The organism is Sphingomonas sp. P3_C5 (assembly GCF_056402635.1).
Window position 1 is genome coordinate 21,442 of sequence record NZ_JBFUHA010000007.1, and the last position, 17,568, is coordinate 39,009.

The window sequence follows — 17,568 nt, forward strand, 5'->3', positions numbered from 1 at the left end:
CCGGGCAATGAAGCGGCATGACCGACCATGACTTCATCACCGGCCTGCCCAAGGCCGAGCTCCATCTCCATATCGAGGGCAGTCTCGAGCCCGAGCTGATGTTCGCGCTGGCGAAACGCAACCATATCGCGATCCCGTTCGCGAGCGTCGAAGAGGTGCGGGCTGCCTATGCCTTCTCCAACCTCCAGGACTTTCTCGACATCTATTATGCCGGCGCCAATGTGCTGCAGACCGAGCAGGATTTCCGAGACCTGGCAGTCGCCTATTTCGATCGGGCCGCCGCAGACTGTGTCGTCCATGCCGAAATCATGTTCGATCCGCAGACGCACACCGATCGCGGCATCGCCTTCGACACGGTGATCACTGGCCTGCTTGCCGGCATGGCGGATGCGAAAGCGCGGCATGGCATGACATCGAAGCTGATCCTGAGCTTCCTGCGCCACCTCGACGAGGACGCCGCCTTCGCCACGCTCGCGGCTGCCGAGCCCTGGCTCGACCGGATTGACGCAGTGGGCCTCGATTCGTCCGAGCTCGGACACCCGCCCGAGAAATTCGCCCGAGTGTTCGCGGCGGCGCGGGCCAAGGGCCTGCGCCTCGTCGCGCATGCCGGCGAAGAAGGGCCGCCCGACTATGTCTGGCAGGCGCTCGACCTTCTCGACATTGACCGGCTCGACCATGGCAATCGCAGCCTCGAAGACCCGATCCTCACCGCGCGGCTGGCGCGGACGGGCATGACGCTGACGGTGTGCCCGCTCTCCAACCTCAAGCTCTGCGTGGTCGGCGACATGGCTGAGCATCCGATCGACCGCATGCTGAAAGCCGGCCTGCGCGCGACGATCAACTCGGATGATCCCGCCTATTTCGGCGGCTATATCGCCGACAATTACCGGGCCGCAGCTGAAGCACGCGGGCTCGACCGCGACGATCTCGCCTTGCTGGCCCGCAACAGCTTCCTGGGATCCTTCCTGAACGACGATGTGGTGGCGGCGCATCTCGAAACGCTCGACGCCTATGTGGGAGCCAATCAATGACCGTTTTCGCCGACATCACGCATGAAGAGTTCGTCGCCGCAATCCGCGCCCTGGCGCTGCAGCTCGCCGATGACGCGTGGAAACCCGATTTCATCATCGGCATCGGGCGCGGCGGCCTCGCACCGGCGGTCTATCTCAGCCACGCGACCGGGCTGCCGATGCTGTCCGTGGATTATTCCTCGCAGGTGAAAGACTTCGCCGACGAGCCTCTGGTGAAGCTCGCCCGACGGACCCAGGGTGGTGACCGGCTGCTGTTCCTTGACGACATCAATGATTCGGGGCGGACCATCGCGCATCTGCGCGGCGCGTTGCGGGCCGCGGATGCGGCACCGCAGAGCATCCGCTTCGCCACATTGATCGACAATGCGAGTTCAGCGGAAAAGGTCGAATATCGCGCGCGAACGATCGACCGGACCTTCAACAAGGACTGGTTCGTATTCCCTTGGGAAGCAGTCGCCCCGGCGCAATCGCTGATCCAGGATGCAGCCGCGGTACCGGAGAGGATTGCCTGAGCTGATCGCCTAAGCTGATCCTGACCCTCACAAGAGGTCAGCCAGTCAGCCCGTCGAGCACCTTCGCCACCGCATCCATCGTGAACGGCTTGGGCAATGTCGCATGCCCGCGATATTGCTCGGTGATGCTGTCCTGCGAGCCGCCCGTCGCGAACACGAAGGGCACGCCCTTCGCCATAAGCGCATCGGCGACCGGCCAGCTCTTCTCGCCGCCGCGCAGATTGACGTCGAGGATCGCCGCATCGATGCCGCCCGCCGCGACCAGCGCGAGCGCGTCGGCAACCGAATCGGCCGTGCCGGCCAGCTGCTTGCCGAGCACGTCGAGGAAATCCTCGAGCATCATCGCAATCAGGGGTTCGTCCTCAATGATGAGGATGCGATTTGGGGCGGTCATTCCGGTTTCTTAGTCTGCGCTTCGGCTCGGCGCCAAATCATTTCGCATTCAAAACTGCGCGAGCTGCCTCGGCAAGCTGCTGCACCGAAAAGGGTTTGGCGAGGAAGGCGACATTGTCGAGATCGATCGACCGGCGCAGCTGCTCCTCGGCATAGCCCGACATGAACAGGATCGGCAGATCGGGATAGCGCGCGCGCACCTTACGGACCATTGTCGGCCCGTCCATCACCGGCATCACGACATCGGAGATCAGAAGGTCGGGCCGGTCGTTCTTCGCCAGCACATCGAGCGCGACCTCGCCATTTTCAGCGGTCAGCACGGTATAGCCCTGGCGCGCCAGCGCACGCTCGGCGACGGCGCGGACCATGTCCTCGTCCTCGACCAGCAGGATAGTACCCGTGCCCCACAGATCGGTCGGCTTGTCTTTCGACAGCGCCGGCAGCGAGGCCGGCCTGGCCTGCTGGGGCGCGGCATGGACCGGCAGGTAGATGGTGAACACCGCCCCGGCATCGCGGTTATCCGCGAAGATATAGCCACCCGATTGCTTGACGATGCCATAGACGGTCGAAAGGCCGAGCCCGGTGCCTTTGCCGACTTCCTTGGTGGTGAAGAACGGCTCGAAGATCTTGCCGATGATCTCGGGCGGGATGCCGCCGCCGGTATCGGCGATCTCGAGCGCGACATAATCGGCGATCGGCAATATGTCAGATGCCATGCGGCGCACGGTGGCGGCGGTAACCGCCATGGTCTGGATCGAGAGCGTCCCGCCGCCGCGCGGGTCCTTCGCCAGCATCGCATCACGCGCATTGACCGCCAGATTGACCACGACCTGTTCGAGCTGGCCCGGATCGGCTCGGACCGGCCCGAGGTTGCGGCCATGCTTGACGGTGAGCGTGACCGTCTCGCCGAGCAGCCGTTTGAGCAGGGTCGAGACTTCGGAGATGACATCGGGGAGCTGCAGGATCTGCGGCACCAGGGTCTGCTGGCGCGAAAAGGCGAGCAGCTGGCGCGTCAGGCTCGCCGCGCGGTTCGAATTGGCGCGGATCTGCTGGATGTCGTCATAGTCGCTGTCGCCGGGCGAATGGCGCATCAGCATCAGGTCGCAGTGGCCGATGATGGCGGTCAGGATGTTGTTGAAATCATGCGCGACACCGCCGGCGAGCTGGCCGACCGCCTGCATCTTGGTCGCCTGCGCCACCTCGCGCTTGAGACGGGTCTCCTCGCTATTGTCCTTGAGGCTGAGCAGCACCGCGGCGTCGCCAAGCCCGCGCGCGCCGGCGATCGAGAGCGCGACCGGCTCGTCGGGATGGTCCTTCAGGCGAACCGCGAGATCAGTCGAATGGGTGGCACCATTGGCGAAGCGGCGGACCGCATCGGCGACGACGCCCTTGTCCTCCTTGACCAGCAGATCGCCTGGATAAAGCGGCGGGGAGGACGGATCGACCTGGGCCGCACGGGCGAACGCGTCGTTCATCTGCAGGAAGCGGCCGTCGCGGTCGATCAGCGCCATGCCGAATGGCATCAGCGAGACGAGACTGCGGACATGCGCGGCCGCGCTGGCGCCGATCGCCGGCTCGCTGGCACCGCCTTCCTCATCGAGCAGCGCGACCAGCATCGGCGCGTCCTCGCCATCAAGGAACGGGATCTGCAGGACCCGCAGCGGTGCGCCCGTCAGCCCCTCGCGCTCGAACCGGACAAGGCCGTGGCTGTCGGTGATGAGGAAGCGTGCGAAATCGCGGCCCTGCACGGCGCCTTCCTCATGCCCCATCGCCCGGGCGCGGAGTACGCGGTTGGCGGCGCGGATGCGGCCATCAGGGCCGATCAGCGCGGCCATGATTCCGGCGGAGGCAAGCCTGTCGCCGGTCGGGCCGGCGATGACATTCTCGACGCTGGCGGCGAGATCGAGCCCCTCGGTGCCGCGGAAGCGCCAGACCAGCAGATCGTCATCGGCCCCTGCCCGTTCGATCTCCACCTTGAGCGGCGTGCCACGCGCGAGCAGCCTCTCGACTGAGGCAAGCCCATCGCGCCAGGCAGAGCGCCCCGCGGTGCTGAGGCTCGCAACACTGGCATCGTCGAGCGGCAGCGCCGGCGGGGTCGGGAAGCCGCTGAACAGGGTCTCGTAGCGCCCATTCGCGCATACCAGACGGCCGGCGCGGTCAGTGATCGCGACCGCCTCCGGGCTGCTTGCCGCAAGGGCGCGGGCGACGCTCCAATCCGGCTCCGGCGCTTCGGCGCGCGCGGGCGGGAACAGGCGGCGGAAGATGATCAGCCCGGCTGCCAGCATCAGCGCCGTTGCGAAGAAACCGCCGGCGATGGCCAGGTTGCGCGTGACGGCGAGGATGATCAGCGCCGCCGCGAGCCCGCACCCGCCCGCGACCAGCGCGGCACTGCGCGCTGGGCTGAGAGTCGTGGCACGGGGGGCGGGCAGGCTGGCCATGCGCTTCTCATGAAGCGCGCGGCCCGCGCGTCAAGGGGTTAGAATCGCCTCAACCCCTTTGTCATCGCCCACTAGAGACGGTTGCAAACTAGCCAGCGCGCAAATCCTCAACCGTCATGCCGGACTTGTTCCGGCATCCATGTCTCCGCAAGCGCTTCAGATGTTGCGTTTGCGGGACGATAGACCCTGGAGCAAGTCCGGGGTGACGCTGAAAATCGAGGAAGCTGCTACCAGATCCGCACACGCTGCTCGGGCGTCAAATACAGCTTCTCGCCTGGCTTGGGCTGGAACGCCGCATACCAAGGGTCGAGGTTACGCACGATCCAGGCGCGCTGCTGCGAGGGCGCGTGCGGATCGGTGAGCAGCCGATTGCGCATATCCGCCTCCCGGTAGCTGCGCCGCCAGACCTGCGCCCAGCCGAGATAGAAGCGCTGGTCGCCGGTATAGCCGCCGATCACCGGCGCCGGCTTGCCGCCGAGCGAGGCGTGGTACGCATCATAGGCCGCGCTGAGGCCAGCCAGATCGGCGGTATTCTCACCGAGCGTCAGGGCACCCTTCAGATGGGTGCCCGCCAGTGGCTCATAGGCGTCATATTCAGCCACCAGCGCATCGGTGCGCTGTTTGAAAGCGGCGACGTCGGCGGGCGACCACCAGTCGGTCAGCTGGCCGTGAAGATCGAACTTCGCGCCCTGATCGTCGAAATGATGGCTCATCTCATGGCCGATCACTGCGCCGATACCGCCATAGTTGACCGCCGGATCTGCATTGGGATCGAAGAAGGGCGGCTGCAGGATCGCGGCCGGGAAGGTGATAGCGACCAGGGTCGGGTTCGCCTGGGCATTCACCGTCATCGGGGTCATGCCCCATTCCCAGCGATAGATCGCCTTGCCCAGCTTGCCGATATTATAGGCGTGCGCCCATTGATTGGCGCGCACCGCATTGCCGAACGCATCGCCCGGCACGATCTTGAGCGTGGAGTAATCGCGCCACTGTGAGGGATAGCCGATCCGCGGCGTGAAGGCGGCGAGCTTGGCGTGCGCCTTTACCTTGGTTTCCGGGCTCATCCAGTCGAGCTTGTCGATCCGCGCATTCATGGCGGCGATAACATTCTTCACCAGCGCGTCGGCCGCCGCCTTGGTCTCGGGCGGAAACCATTTGGCCACATAGAGCTTGCTGACCTCGTCATTGAGGATGCGGCTCGTATAATCGACCGAGCGCTTCCACCGGTCCTGCTGCTGCGGCGTACCCGAGATGACGGTGCCGAACATCGCAAAGCGCTCATTGTCGAACGCTGCGGGAAGCACGGCCGCGAAGCCGTCGAGCGAGCGGATCAGCAACTGGTCGCGCAGCACCTCGATCGGCGCCTTGTCGATCAGTGCGGCAATGCCGGAGACGGCACTGGGCTGGTCGATGATCACAGTATCGACCGGGGTGCCGATGCCCTTGAAATAGGTGACGAAGTCGAAGCCGGGGGCTGCCTTGGTCAGTGCGGCGACGCTCATCTTGTTATAGGTGGCGTTGGCATCCCGGTTCTGGATGTTGGTCCAGCTTACCTTCGCAATCTCCGTCTCGAAATCGACGATCGCTTTCGCCCGTGCCTCGGCGTTCGGCTCACCCGCCAAGGTGAACATTTTCGCGATATGCGCCTGATAAGCGGTCTTGGCCGCGTCGAGCTTTGGATTGACGTTCAGATAATAATCGCGGTCGGGCAGACCGAGGCCGTCCTGCTCCATCTCGAGCGCGTAATGCTCGGGGTCCTTGGCGTCCTGCGTGACGCCTGAACCGAACGGTCCGGCAACGCCGATGTTCGTGGCATCCGCGACCAGGGCGGCATACCCTGCCTTGGACTTCACGCCCTTGATCTGGTCGAGCCAGGGCTTGATCGGCGCGAGACCCTTCGCCTCGATCGTGGCGGTGTCGAGAAAGGCGGCGTAGGCGGCGCCGATCTTCGAATTCGGATCGGCGCGCTGTGCTTCGAGAATGTCATGGGTACGCGTCCGCGACAGATCCTGCAGCGCGTCGAACGCGCCGTAATTGGCCTTGTCGGCGGGGATTGGAGTGTTCTTCGCCCAGGTGCCGTTTACATAACTGTAGAAATCGTCGCCCGGCGCAATGCTCTTGTCCATGCCGGCTTCGTCAACGCCGAAATCGCCGAAGGTCGGCTTGGGGGCGGCGGGTGGAGACACGGCCGGCGCGCCGGCTTCGGAAGCGGCGTGCGCGGCGGCATAGCCGGTGATAGCGGTGGCGGACAGCAACAGGACGGCGAGCGAGCGTTTCATTGAGCGACTCCGATTTTCGGGATTGCCGCTGTTCTACCGCAGCAATACGCCACGTCAAACCGGTATCAGTTGCGACGGTTTCGCCACTTGTCGCCTGCCCGCCACCGCCAGATCAGGCTGGTCGCGAAATAGCCGATCGCGGAGAGCGTGATCGCCATCAGAAACAGCCCGACGATCGTCGGCAGAGCGCCCTCCGCGACAATCCTGTGCAACCAGCCGGCATTGGCCTTGACGTTGGTGGCGATCGGTTCGCCCGGCACTGCATGGTCCAGCTCGAGGACCCAATTGCCGATCCGATAGGCAGTCGCCATGATCGGCAGGAAGGTGACGGGATTGTTGACCAGCGTCGTCGCGACCGCGGTCGGCACATTGGCGCGGAGCGGCAGGGAGAACACTGCGGCCAGCGCCATATGCGGGAAAGGAAACAGGATGCCGGCGAAAAGGCCGAGCGCAACGCCGCGCGGCACTGAGCGGCGGTTGAAGCGCCACAAGGCAGGTACGAGAATGCGGTGGGCGACCGGCCGCAGGAAGCGATTGGCTTCGATGCTCTCGCGGGTCGGGGCGTGGTGCTGCACCCATCCCGAAGCGCGCGCGAACCAGCCGCGCGGGTCAGCCGCGGCCACGCATCAGCCCTTCTCTCGCATCAACCGAGCCTTGTCGCGCTGCCAGTCGCGTTCCTTGATCGATTCGCGCTTGTCATGCGCCTTCTTGCCCTTGGCCAGCGCAAGCTCGACCTTCGCCCTGCCCTTGGAGTTGAAGTAGATCATCAGCGGCACAAGCGTCATGCCATCGCGTGCGACAGCACCGTGCATCCGCTTGATCTCGCGCTCGTGCAGCAGCAATTTGCGCGCCCGCTTCGGCTCATGGTTGAAGCGATTGCCATGGCTGAACTCAGGCAGGTTCGAATTGATCAGCCAGACCTGGCCGTCCTTCACCTCGGCATAGCTCTCGGCGATCGAGCCCTGCCCTGCCCGGAGCGACTTCACTTCGGTGCCGGTCAGCGCAATGCCGGCCTCATAGACGGTGTCGATCGCATAATCGAACTTGGCGCGCCGGTTCTCGGCGACGATCTTGGTTTTCTCGAAGACGGGCGGTTTGGGGCGGGCCATGGGAGGGGCGATGTAGGCGCGCGCGCCGCGGAATGGAAGCGGGACGAGGCTAGAGGAGCCCCGCCACCTGCAACGCCGCATCCACCGCCCGCTGGCTGGCTTCGCCCGGCCAGGTCATCGGCAGGCGGAGGGCCTTGGGGAAATCGGGCTTCACCCGGCTCAGTGCGTACTTCACCGGGCCCGGCGAGGCGTCAGTGAACAGCGCGACGTGGAGCGGGAACAGGCGGTCCTGATACCTTCGCGCCTTTTCGTAATCGTCGGCGAGGCAGGCCGCCTGGAATTCGGCACACAGCCGGGGCGCGACGTTCGCCGTTACCGAAATGCAGCCCCTGCCCCCGGTCGCGTTGAAGGCGAGCGCCATGTCGTCGTTACCCGAGATCTGGCAGAAGCCGTCGCCGCAGGCAGCGCGCTGGGCGGAGACGCGCTGGATGATGCCGGTCGCATCCTTGACGCCGACGATGCTCGCGAACGCCTGTGCCAGCCGCCCCATCGTCTCGACATGGATGTCGGTCACCGTGCGGCCGGGCACATTGTAGAGCAAGATCGGCAGGTCGCAGCTGTTCGCCACCGCTTCGAAATGGCGGAAGATGCCCTCCTGGTTCGGACGATTGTAATAAGGCGGCACCATCAGCGCGGCGTCGGCGCCGGCTTCCTTCGAGGCCTTGATGTTCTCGATCGCGACGCGGGTGTCGTTCGAGCCGGCGCCGGCGATGACCGGCACCCTGCCCTTTGTCTGATCGACACAGACGCGGACGGCGTGGAAATGCTCCTCGGCGCTCATCGTCGCAGCCTCGCCGGTAGTGCCCATCGGCACCAGCGCGGTCGACCCTTCGGCGATCTGCCACTCGATGAAATCGCGATAGGCGGTCTCGTCGAACGACCCGTCGTCAGTGAACGGCGTGACGAGCGCCGGGATCGATCCCGAAAACATGGCTAATATGCTCCTGCGGGACGCAAATCCCGTCATTTTTCGTTATTTTGAACGGGACAGATACGTTTGCGTGGCATATCCTGTCCATATGATACCGTCCTTGATCAAATCGGGGCTTCTTGTCGCCGGCGTTTCGGGCCTCGCCGTGAGCTCGAGCGTCGCGCAGGATCAGCTGGGGTGGGGCCGCGCGCAGCAGGCGCTTCAGGGATCGGCAGCCGCGACCACGGCGCTGTCCTCGACCATCGCCGAGTGGAGATCGCTGCAGGATGTCTCGAGCTATCCGTTCGAGACCTATGCACGTTTCCTGCTGGCGCATCCCGGCTGGCCCGGCGAGATGGCCCTGCGCCGCAGCGCCGAGAATGCCCTGACCGGCCCCAACTGGTCGCCCAGCACCGCGACCGCCTATTTCCGCCGCTTCCCGCCGCTGACCGCCATAGGCAAGGTGCGCTTCGCCGAGGCGCTGGCGGCGACGGGTTCGCAGGCCGAGGCGAGCCTTGCCGCCGAGAAAGCCTGGACCGCCGGAACACTGCCCGCCAGCGACGAGGCAAAGCTGCTCGGCAGCTTCTCCAGCGCGCTGACCCCGGCCGACCATGACGCGCGCATGGACATGCTGTTGTGGCAGAATTCGATCCAGTCGGCCCAGCGCCAGCTTGCCCTGACGAGCCCGGCCAGGCGCCCGCTGTTCGAGGCCCGGATCGCCTTCCGGACCAACGCAGCCAATGCTTCCGATCTCGCGGCCGCCACGTCTTCGCTCGGCGCCGGCGACCCCGGCTATCTCGCTGACCGCGCCGCCTGGTTCCGCGCCAATGGCGCCTCGACCAGCGCCCGGAGCCTGCTCGCCCGCCGCCAGGCGCTGACCAACCGCCCGGCCGATATCGACCGCTGGTTCGACGTGCTGCTGACCAATGCGCGCGGCGCCGCTGCTGACGCGCAATATGAGACCGCCTTCGACATCGCCCGCCAGGTCGACGACGCCTATCCGCCCGGCACTGACGTTTCGATCCAGCCCTTTGCCGAGCGCGACAATTATACCAGCCTGATGTGGCTCGCCGGCCAGACCGCGATGAAGCAGCTCGGCCGGCCTTCGGACGCGGTCGGCATGTTCGTCCGCTATGCCGGCGGTTCGAAGACGCCGACGACACAGTCGAAGGGCATGTACTGGGCCGGGCGCGCCGCCGAGGCAGCCGGGCGGCGTGAGGAGGCGAACGGCTATTACAGCCGCGCCGCCGGTTTCCGCGATCTGTTCTACGGCCAGCTCGCGATCGAGCGGCTCGGCCTGCCGCTGACGCCGCCGGGCGATCCGCTGATGAAGCCGGTCGACCCCGCCGTGCGCACCGCCTTCTATAGTCGCGAGACGGTGCGGGCCGCGCAATATCTCGGCACCGCGGGCGACTGGCAGGGCCAGACCGCGTTCGTCCGCCAGATCGCGATCGACGCCAAGTCCGACAGCGACCATGTGCTCGCGACCGAGCTTTCGCGGACCCTCGGCCGGCCCGATCTCGGCGTGATGGTCGGGCGGAGCGCGCTGCAGAATGGCCTCAGCGAATACAGCACCGTCGGCTTCCCCAATGTGAGGGTGCCCGCGGCGAGCGACGACAGCTGGACGATGATCCATGCGATCGCGCGCCAGGAGAGCCAGTTCGACCGCGCCGCCGTCAGCCATGCCGGCGCACGCGGGCTGATGCAGCTGATGCCGGGCACAGCACGCGAGGTCTCGACCAAGATGGGGCTGGGCTATAACCCCGGCGCGCTGACGACCGACACCGATTACAACATCATGGTCGGATCCAACTATTTCCGGCACATCTACAATCTCTATGCGAGCTATCCGCTGGCGGTCGCGGCGTACAATGCCGGGCCGGGCAATGTGAACAAATGGCTGCGGGCGAACGGCGATCCGCGCACGGGCAGCGTCGACATCGTCGACTGGATCGAGGCGATCCCAATTTACGAAACCAAGAATTACGTCCAGCGCGTGCTCGAGAATGCGGTGGTCTATGACCTGATGAACCCGCAACACTCGCGCTCACAAGGCGCAAACCGGCTTAGCTGGTATCTGGGGAAGAGCCGGCCTGGGTGATTCCGCGCCGCGCTGCGTACAATAGTCATCGTCGCTGTTCTTATGAGCGATGGCGATAGAGCGGCACCGAAAAGAACGGCTGAAGCGCGCGGGCAACAACGAAATGGGGCGGCGGAACGCCAGTTGCTGCAAACGGCGCCCACAGCCAGGCAGTCCCGCGAGTGCCGCGGCCATCAATTCCGCCAAGTGGTAAGCCTCGCGTCACCCTTTTCGCCAGACTACCCGAGCGGCGTCGGGTACTTGCGCCCAACACGCCGCTCGCCATGGCAGAAAATCAGTCTCAGTGTGGCGCGTTTGTATCACCCGCTGGCGCTGGGCCGTCACCGTCGGGCCGCTGGTCCGGCGGGATCGGGCGCCGGCCTCCACCGCCAGGTCCCCGCCCGCGCCCGTGCATTCCGGCGGGCACCTCGGAGATTTTCGGCAAGTCGGCCCGGTGGATCAGCCCGTCATGACCGCGGACGAGCATGTCGAAGCGATCATCGGCCGCCTTGCGAAACTCCATCGGATCAATGCCGCGGTTGAAATTGGTGTCGGCGACGGTAATCGGCTCGGGATAATCGAAAAAGCCATAGCGTGCCGCGCCCTGCTTGCCCTCAGTGACACGGGTCTGGCCGCCACTCTGCTCACCAGCCTCATCGCCATCCGATCCGCCGCCGCCATGATGGCCGCCACCGCCGCCCATACCTCCACCGCCGCGATGGCCACCGCCACCACGGCCGCCACCGCCGCGCATGCCACCGCGCCCGCCGCCGCCGCCACCACCCCCGACGCGGATTTCCGGCGCGAGCACGGTCTCGTAATATTCGATGTCGTCGGGATCGATCTCACCGACATGCCCGCGATCAAGCACCGCAAACCAGCGTGCCGCGTCCTTTTGGAATTCATCGCGACTCAGAGCGCTGTCGTGATTGGTATCGGCTTGCTGAAACCACAGATCGACCGGATCGGCGCCGCCCTTTTCACTCCGAAAGGGCTCGCCCATCGGGCTGATGAACAACCGCCCGCGTGGGCCTCCGCCCCCTCTGTGCTGACCATCGGAGCCACCGGAAAAATCCTGAGCGCCGGCGGCCCCGGCCGCCGCCAACGCCAGGCACGTCACAAGAATCATACGCATTCATTCACCCACTCGCTCGAATCGTCTCCCGGACCTTCAGGAGCGGCCAGCTGTGTGGCGATTTCAAGGTCAATGGTGGCGCCATGCCGGCTGATCGCGTGGCCAGCAGATTATTGCAGCCTTAGTCGCGATGCTTGTTCTTTTTCTCCGCCCGCCGGACGACAAGGGCGGATATCTTCGGCAACTCGCCGCGCTCAATCTTGCCGTCGCCATTGGTGTCCAGCAGATCGAAACGCTTGTCGGCCGCACGCCGGAATTCGCGGGGATCGACGCCGCGGTTGAAATTGGCGTCGGCGACCATCACCGGCTCGGGATAGTCGAAATAGCTATAATGCGCCGCGCCGATCTTGAGACGGGTGACAGGCCTCGAACCGCCGTTATCGCCGCCGCCAGCCGTTACGCCCTCATAGAAATCGACACGAATCTCCGGGGCGAGAACCGATTCATAATATTCGATGTCCTCGGGATCGATCTCGCCATCATGCTTGCGGTCCAGCACCGCGAACCAGCGGTCCGAATCCTTGTCGAACTCAGCCCGGTTCAACGCGCCGTCATGATTTGCGTCGGCCCGATCGAACCAGATATCCTGCGGATCACGATCGGCACGAAAGGGTTCCCCCATCGGGCTGATGAACAGCCGGGTGCCATGGGTGCCGTCCTCGACCTGACTCGCGACGGGCGGTGACGGCGCCGGGGACGTGGCCGATTGATCACCAGCGCGACCCATCGCCAGCGCCAGTGACATCAAGACGATTCCGCTCATTCTTCACCTGCTCGCTCGAGTCTTCCCGGGCATGCAGCAAGAAACTACCAGGAGCATGAATTCAAGGCCGATCGTTGCGGCGCTGTTCTATCGGTGGGTCCGCGCGTGACGGGCATGCTATGCTCGCCTGAACACCGCTGGACGATTTTTCGTCGGCCGAATGAACCTTTCGGGTCATCCGCGCCACCTTAGCAATCGAGCGGATTGGTGGGGAAAAAATGGCTGCGGCGCGCGCCCGGATTCTCGATGAATATCTGGTGGTCTCGGCCAGGGCCGGGGACCGCCGGGCATTCGAGCTGCTCGCCCGGCGCTGGCATCCGAAGCTCGTCGCCCATGCCTGGCGCCTCACCGGAGACGGCGAAATCGCCCGGGAGGCAGCGCAGGAAGGCTGGATCGAGATCGTGCATGGCCTCGCGGGCCTGAGGGACGAACGCGCCTTTCCCGCATGGGCCTATCGGATCGTCTCGCGACGATGCGCTGCCCAGATTCGCCGTGCGCAGGCGCGGCGCGCCTTGGGCATGGCGATTGCCGCCGAGCCGGACGCGGCGTCGCCAAGGGATCATGGCGACGACCTGCTCCGGCTCCGCGCGGCGGTGCGAGCACTGCCCGAAGGGCAAAGAGCGGCGGTCGCCCTCTTTCATTTCGAAGACATGAGCGTCGCCGAGACGGCGGTCGCTCTCGACGTACCGGTGGGCACGGTGAAGACCCGCCTCATGCACGCCCGGCGCACGCTCCGCGTGGCGCTGGAAGGAGACGAATGATGCGCGATGTTGATACTCTGATCGACGAGGCCCTTGATGCCGAGGAGCGCGACCTGCTGCGGAGCATCGGCGAGGAACAGGGCTTCATCACCCAGGTGTTTGGCATTTTCCGCGGCCGGACGGGCTGGGTGAGCGTGGCGATGATAGGGGGCCAGCTGATAACCGCCATCGGCGGCGCCTGGGCGGCGTGGCGGTTCTTCGAGGCGGGTGACGTGCTGACGGCGCTGCACTGGGGGTTGCCCGCCGCCGTTCTGCTGGTGGTATCCACGATGATCAAGACGGCGCTGTTCCCGACGATTCACGCCAACCGGCTAATGCGGGAGCTGAAACGGATCGAACTTCAGATCGCTCGCCACCATGGCAGCTGAGGTTCGGAATCGACGCCCATGCCCCGAGACGACCAGTGTCTCGGGGTTAAAAGCTATCCGTCAGCAACCATATGACGGGCCGGTTCAGTTGGAGCGATCGATGCCGGCCTATGTGATTTCCGATCTCGTCGTGCGTGACCCCGCCATCCTGGAGACCTACCGCACCCGCGCCGCCGCCTCTATCGAGGCATATGGTGGGCGCTATCTTGTTCGCGGTGGAGAAATCCGCGTGCTGGAGGGCGAGCGCCACCCCTCAGCCTTGGTGATTGTGGAGTTTCCCGACACCGCCACAGCGGAGCGCTGGTATGCCTCGACCGAATATGCCAGCGCGCTTGAAGTCCGCGCGCTGGCGCTCGATCGCAGCTTGATCCTAGTGGATGGCGTGAATCAAGCAGGAGAGCAGGCTTAACCGAAATCCTTCAGGGACATGGTCCAGGATAGAGGATCGAAAACCTCACTCCCACGGAGCCGGCGGGTGAATGCGACCGATCTCCGCCTGGACCAGATCGGCGAGATGCTGATCGTCCTTGAGCGAGGGGTGCCAGTCGCAGCCGGTCAACTCCAGACCCCCCATATGAATGGTCGAGACCCGCCCCGGCGCTTTCTCCCGAAGGACTGTAGCGACCTGATTGACATCGGCGATGAAATTGTCCGATCCCATCAGGATCAGCCGGGCGCCCGGCTTGTTCGCGAGCACGCCGCGCGCGAACTCTATATAGCGCGTCCGATATGCCGTCCGCAGCGCCTTGTCGTCAGCCCAGGCTTCGCCGGCATGGACCGGCGTCGAGAAATCATTGGTGCCGAGATTGATGACGATGATCTGCGGATGCCAGTCGCCGGTGCTGGTTTCGAGCGGCGTCGGCGCGCTCGGGATGAGGCGGGGATAGATGGCAGGTAGGTTCGAACCGGGGCTCGATCCGCCATAATTACGGACAATGCCGAAACCCGAAAAGGCGTTGATCCGGTAATCGGCATCGAAATGCCGCGCGACCCGCGCGCCATATGCCTGCTGGGTATCAGTCGTGTTGTGGACATCTTCCGATGTGCAGCTACGCCCCGGCGCGGTGTTGCCCCATCCGACCGACCAGGAATCGCCGATGAACTCGATCTGCCTGGCTTTGCCCGGGCTCGCGGGGAGTGGCTTGGCGCCGTTGATCGGATAGAAGCCGATCAGGCGGCTTGAGCTGCCCTGGGTTTCAGCAAGCTTTTCGAGCCTGAAGCTATGCTCGCCATCGGAAAGGCCTTCGATCCGGCTGTCGACTTTGGCACCAATCTCTTCGAACCGTTTTACCTCGACGCCATCGATCAACAAGCGCAGCCGATCCTGGCCATTTTCGAGCACGACGCTCAGGCCGGTGCCCTTGAATCGCCCTTCGATATAGACGCCCGGCCAGCCGAACCGCATCGATCCGTCCGGCTCGACAGCCACCCGACCACCGACATGCACCGGAATCCTGGCCGGCCCCGCCGAATTCTGCGCACAGGCCGGCGCCATCGCGAGCAGGGCGATGGCTGCGGCACGTAGAGAGGGGCTGAGCATGCGCGTAGCTCCGCTCATGCCACGCCCGGCCGGCATTTCATCAGTGGCTGAATGCGGGTGCCGAACTTCTCCACGCCTTCGAGGAAATCGTCGAACGTCAACAGCACGCCGCCGGTATTGGGCACCTCCGCCATCTCGTCCAGCATCCGCGCGACACTCTCATAGCTGCCGACCAATGTGCCCATGTTTATGTTCACGGCACCCTCGGGCGCCGCGAGCTGCCGGACATTGGTGGTCGCGTTGTGCTTGTCGGCCGCGCCTTGGTCGGCAAGCCAGGCGATCGCCTCGACATCGACGCCGTCATTATAGGATTTCCATTTGGCCATCGCCTCCTCGTCAGTCTCGGCGGCGATGATCATGATCAGGACGAAGATCGAGACGTCGCGGCCGGTCTTCGCAGTCGCGGCGGCGAGCCGCTCGTTATTGGCCGAGAACGCCTTTGGCGTGTTGACGCCCTTGCCGAGGCAAAAGGCATAGTCGGCCCATTTCGCCGAGAAGGCGAGGCCCTCGTCCGACGAGCCGGCACAGATGATCTTCATGTCGCCGTCTGGCTTTGGCCGAACGCGGCAATCCTCCATCTGGTAATACTCGCCCTTGAAGTCAGACACGCCCTCCGCCCAGAGCTCGCGCAGGATATGAGCATATTCGTCTAACATCTGGTAACGATTGCGAAAATGCTCGTCGCCAGGCCACAGCCCCATCTGGCTATATTCGGGGCGCTGCCAGCCAGTGATGAGGTTCAGCCCGAAGCGGCCATGACTGATCGAATCGATCGTGTTGCACATCCGCGCGGCAAAGGCGGGCGGGATGACCAGCGTCGGGCAGGTCGCGTAGATCTTGATCTTCTCGGTGACGGCGGCGAGCCCGGCCATCAGCGTGAAGCTCTCGAGCCCATATTCCCAGAATTCGGTCTTGCCCCCAAAACCGCGCAGCTTGATCATCGAGAGCAGGAAATCGAGGCCGTATTTCTCGGCCCGAAGCGCGATCTCCTTGTTGAGATCGAAGCTCGGCATATATTGCGGCGAGTTCTCCGAAATCAGCCAGCCATTATTGTTAATGGGCACAAAGACGCCGACTTGCATGTGCTTAGCTCCCCAGAAAATCGAGCACGAGGTTGTTGAAGGTATCGGGATCAGTCACGTTGCAGGCGTGGCCACCCCATTTCATTTCGGCAAGCGTTGCCAGCGGCAGCTGGTCTGCGAGTGACTGCGACCTGCTTGGCGGAACGAGCATGTCGTCAAGCGCCGTGATCGCCAATATATCGCCGGTAAGATCGAGCCAGAGTTCGAAAGCCTTGGCCGCGGCAATGCGCTTCTCCACATTCTCGATCGGTGGAAAATGCGCGATTTGATGCTCGGCTTCTGCGTCAAGCAGCGCGAGATTCTCCGATATCCAGTTAGCCGGATAGAGAAAGGCCGGCTGGGCGCGGACATAAGCTGCGGGGCCGCTCTTATGCAGTAATTCCAACCGGATCTCGAAGCAGCGCTCGAACCAGGGATCGAGCTCAGCCCAGCCATTGACGATGACCAGTTTGCCTATCCTCGCATGCAACAGACTGGCTTGCAGTCCGATCAGTCCACCAAGCGCATGACCCACGAAATGCGCGCGCGCCACACCGAGTTCCGCGATCAGCTCGCCCACGTCCTTCGCCATGGTATCGATCGAAACTTCGCCTGGCAGCGCGCGATCGCTCCGTCCGGTGCCGCGGTGATCATAGAGCAGCACCCGGTAGCGTTCGCTCAGCGCCGGAAGATTGGGAGCCCAATAGCCGGCCGAACCACCCATGCCGGGCGAGAGGATGACCACCTGGCCATCCTCGGACCCGTGAAATTCGTACCAAAGTCCGGAGGCGCTGAGAGGCATCAGCCGATATGCGCCACGCTGGCGATTTCGACCAGGCAATCTGGCTTCACCAGCTCGGTCTTGATGCAGTAGCGCGCCGGCTTCGCGCCCGGGAAATACTCGGCATAGACTGCGTTGAAGGCCGCATAATCGGCGAGATCCTTCAGGAAGATGTGGTTCATCGCCACATCCGACATCGTGGCGCCGGCGGCCTCGAGCGTGATCTTAATGACGTCGAGCACATGCCGCGTCTGAGCCGCGGCATCGCCGACATGGAGGACAGTGCCGCCCTCCCCCAGCGCCAGCACGCCCGAGACATAAACCACATTGCCCGCCTTGGCGCCGGCCGAATAGGGCGCGATCGGGGTGGGGAATTGCGGCGGGTTGATTGGTGCGAAAGCCATGCT

18 protein-coding genes are annotated in these 17,568 nt (G+C 64.4%); 6 read left to right on the forward strand and 12 right to left on the reverse strand.

Translation table 11 applies throughout. The features are described 5' to 3' along the window. Positions 1 to 17: 17 nt before the first annotated feature. Complete coding sequence (locus tag AC1DVS_RS17385) at positions 18 to 1,031, forward strand: adenosine deaminase (RefSeq protein ID WP_478025131.1); 1,014 nt, start codon at positions 18 to 20, stop codon at positions 1,029 to 1,031. Next, on the forward strand, positions 1,028 to 1,543 hold the full coding sequence (locus AC1DVS_RS17390; protein ID WP_478025133.1) for a phosphoribosyltransferase: 516 nt from the start codon (positions 1,028 to 1,030) through the stop codon (positions 1,541 to 1,543). Before AC1DVS_RS17385 ends, AC1DVS_RS17390 begins: the two co-directional genes overlap by 4 nt. Before the next feature lie 37 nt (positions 1,544 to 1,580). Here the strand turns inward: AC1DVS_RS17390 and AC1DVS_RS17395 are convergent, their stop codons facing one another. The 6 genes from AC1DVS_RS17395 to dapA all read right to left on the reverse strand — a co-directional run bounded on the left by AC1DVS_RS17395 (position 1,581) and on the right by dapA (position 8,693). Continuing rightward, complete coding sequence (locus AC1DVS_RS17395; RefSeq protein ID WP_478025134.1) at positions 1,581 to 1,937, reverse strand: response regulator; 357 nt, start codon at positions 1,935 to 1,937, stop codon at positions 1,581 to 1,583. A gap of 37 nt (positions 1,938 to 1,974) precedes the next feature. Further along, on the reverse strand, positions 1,975 to 4,374 hold the full coding sequence (locus tag AC1DVS_RS17400; RefSeq protein ID WP_478025136.1) for a hybrid sensor histidine kinase/response regulator: 2,400 nt from the start codon (positions 4,372 to 4,374) through the stop codon (positions 1,975 to 1,977). Positions 4,375 to 4,601: 227 nt separating this feature from the next. After that, a complete protein-coding gene (locus AC1DVS_RS17405; protein WP_478025138.1) occupies positions 4,602 to 6,653 on the reverse strand; it encodes a M13 family metallopeptidase in 2,052 nt (683 codons plus the stop codon). 65 nt (positions 6,654 to 6,718) lie between these two features. After that, on the reverse strand, positions 6,719 to 7,276 hold the full coding sequence (locus tag AC1DVS_RS17410) for a DUF2062 domain-containing protein (RefSeq protein WP_478025140.1): 558 nt from the start codon (positions 7,274 to 7,276) through the stop codon (positions 6,719 to 6,721). 3 nt (positions 7,277 to 7,279) lie between these two features. Beyond that, on the reverse strand, positions 7,280 to 7,762 hold the full coding sequence (smpB, locus tag AC1DVS_RS17415; RefSeq protein WP_478025142.1) for an SsrA-binding protein SmpB: 483 nt from the start codon (positions 7,760 to 7,762) through the stop codon (positions 7,280 to 7,282). Positions 7,763 to 7,811: 49 nt separating this feature from the next. Continuing rightward, positions 7,812 to 8,693, reverse strand: coding sequence for a 4-hydroxy-tetrahydrodipicolinate synthase (gene dapA, locus AC1DVS_RS17420; protein ID WP_478025144.1), 882 nt, complete (start codon positions 8,691 to 8,693; stop codon positions 7,812 to 7,814). A gap of 88 nt (positions 8,694 to 8,781) precedes the next feature. On the opposite strand from dapA, the gene AC1DVS_RS17425 reads away from it, so the two are divergent. Then, on the forward strand, positions 8,782 to 10,773 hold the full coding sequence (locus AC1DVS_RS17425; protein WP_478025146.1) for a lytic transglycosylase domain-containing protein: 1,992 nt from the start codon (positions 8,782 to 8,784) through the stop codon (positions 10,771 to 10,773). Between the two features lie 280 nt (positions 10,774 to 11,053). On the opposite strand, the gene AC1DVS_RS17430 is transcribed toward AC1DVS_RS17425, so the two are convergent. Further along, on the reverse strand, positions 11,054 to 11,887 hold the full coding sequence (locus tag AC1DVS_RS17430; RefSeq protein WP_478025147.1) for an EF-hand domain-containing protein: 834 nt from the start codon (positions 11,885 to 11,887) through the stop codon (positions 11,054 to 11,056). Positions 11,888 to 12,008: 121 nt separating this feature from the next. After that, positions 12,009 to 12,650 carry an EF-hand domain-containing protein gene (locus tag AC1DVS_RS17435; protein WP_478025149.1) on the reverse strand — a complete coding sequence of 214 codons (642 nt, stop codon included), beginning with the start codon at positions 12,648 to 12,650 and terminating at the stop codon, positions 12,009 to 12,011. A 218-nt stretch (positions 12,651 to 12,868) separates the two neighbouring features. On the opposite strand from AC1DVS_RS17435, the gene AC1DVS_RS17440 reads away from it, so the two are divergent. The 3 genes from AC1DVS_RS17440 (at position 12,869) to AC1DVS_RS17450 (ending at position 14,188) form a co-directional block, all read left to right on the forward strand. Then, the gene (locus AC1DVS_RS17440) at positions 12,869 to 13,411 is read left to right on the forward strand and encodes an RNA polymerase sigma factor (protein WP_478025151.1); all 543 of its coding nucleotides are present in this window, start codon (positions 12,869 to 12,871) and stop codon (positions 13,409 to 13,411) included. Continuing rightward, positions 13,408 to 13,779, forward strand: coding sequence for a DUF6768 family protein (locus AC1DVS_RS17445; protein ID WP_478025152.1), 372 nt, complete (start codon positions 13,408 to 13,410; stop codon positions 13,777 to 13,779). The genes AC1DVS_RS17440 and AC1DVS_RS17445 overlap by 4 nt, the downstream gene beginning before the upstream one ends. Before the next feature lie 100 nt (positions 13,780 to 13,879). Continuing rightward, the gene (locus tag AC1DVS_RS17450; RefSeq protein WP_478025153.1) at positions 13,880 to 14,188 is read left to right on the forward strand and encodes a DUF1330 domain-containing protein; all 309 of its coding nucleotides are present in this window, start codon (positions 13,880 to 13,882) and stop codon (positions 14,186 to 14,188) included. A gap of 45 nt (positions 14,189 to 14,233) precedes the next feature. Here AC1DVS_RS17450 and AC1DVS_RS17455 read toward each other — a convergent pair whose 3' ends face one another. Genes AC1DVS_RS17455 through rutC form a run of 4 tightly spaced genes read right to left on the reverse strand, consistent with a single transcriptional unit; the run spans position 14,234 to position 17,565 of the window. Continuing rightward, entirely contained in the window at positions 14,234 to 15,319 is a 1,086-nt protein-coding gene (locus AC1DVS_RS17455) for an SGNH/GDSL hydrolase family protein (protein ID WP_478025155.1), read from the reverse strand. 14 nt (positions 15,320 to 15,333) lie between these two features. After that, positions 15,334 to 16,401 carry a pyrimidine utilization protein A gene (gene rutA / locus AC1DVS_RS17460; RefSeq protein ID WP_478025157.1) on the reverse strand — a complete coding sequence of 356 codons (1,068 nt, stop codon included), beginning with the start codon at positions 16,399 to 16,401 and terminating at the stop codon, positions 15,334 to 15,336. A 4-nt stretch (positions 16,402 to 16,405) separates the two neighbouring features. Then, positions 16,406 to 17,182 carry a pyrimidine utilization protein D gene (gene rutD / locus AC1DVS_RS17465; protein ID WP_478025158.1) on the reverse strand — a complete coding sequence of 259 codons (777 nt, stop codon included), beginning with the start codon at positions 17,180 to 17,182 and terminating at the stop codon, positions 16,406 to 16,408. After that, the gene (rutC, locus tag AC1DVS_RS17470; RefSeq protein WP_478025159.1) at positions 17,182 to 17,565 is read right to left on the reverse strand and encodes a pyrimidine utilization protein C; all 384 of its coding nucleotides are present in this window, start codon (positions 17,563 to 17,565) and stop codon (positions 17,182 to 17,184) included. Before rutC ends, rutD begins: the two co-directional genes overlap by 1 nt. Between the last annotated feature and the right edge of the window lie 3 nt (positions 17,566 to 17,568).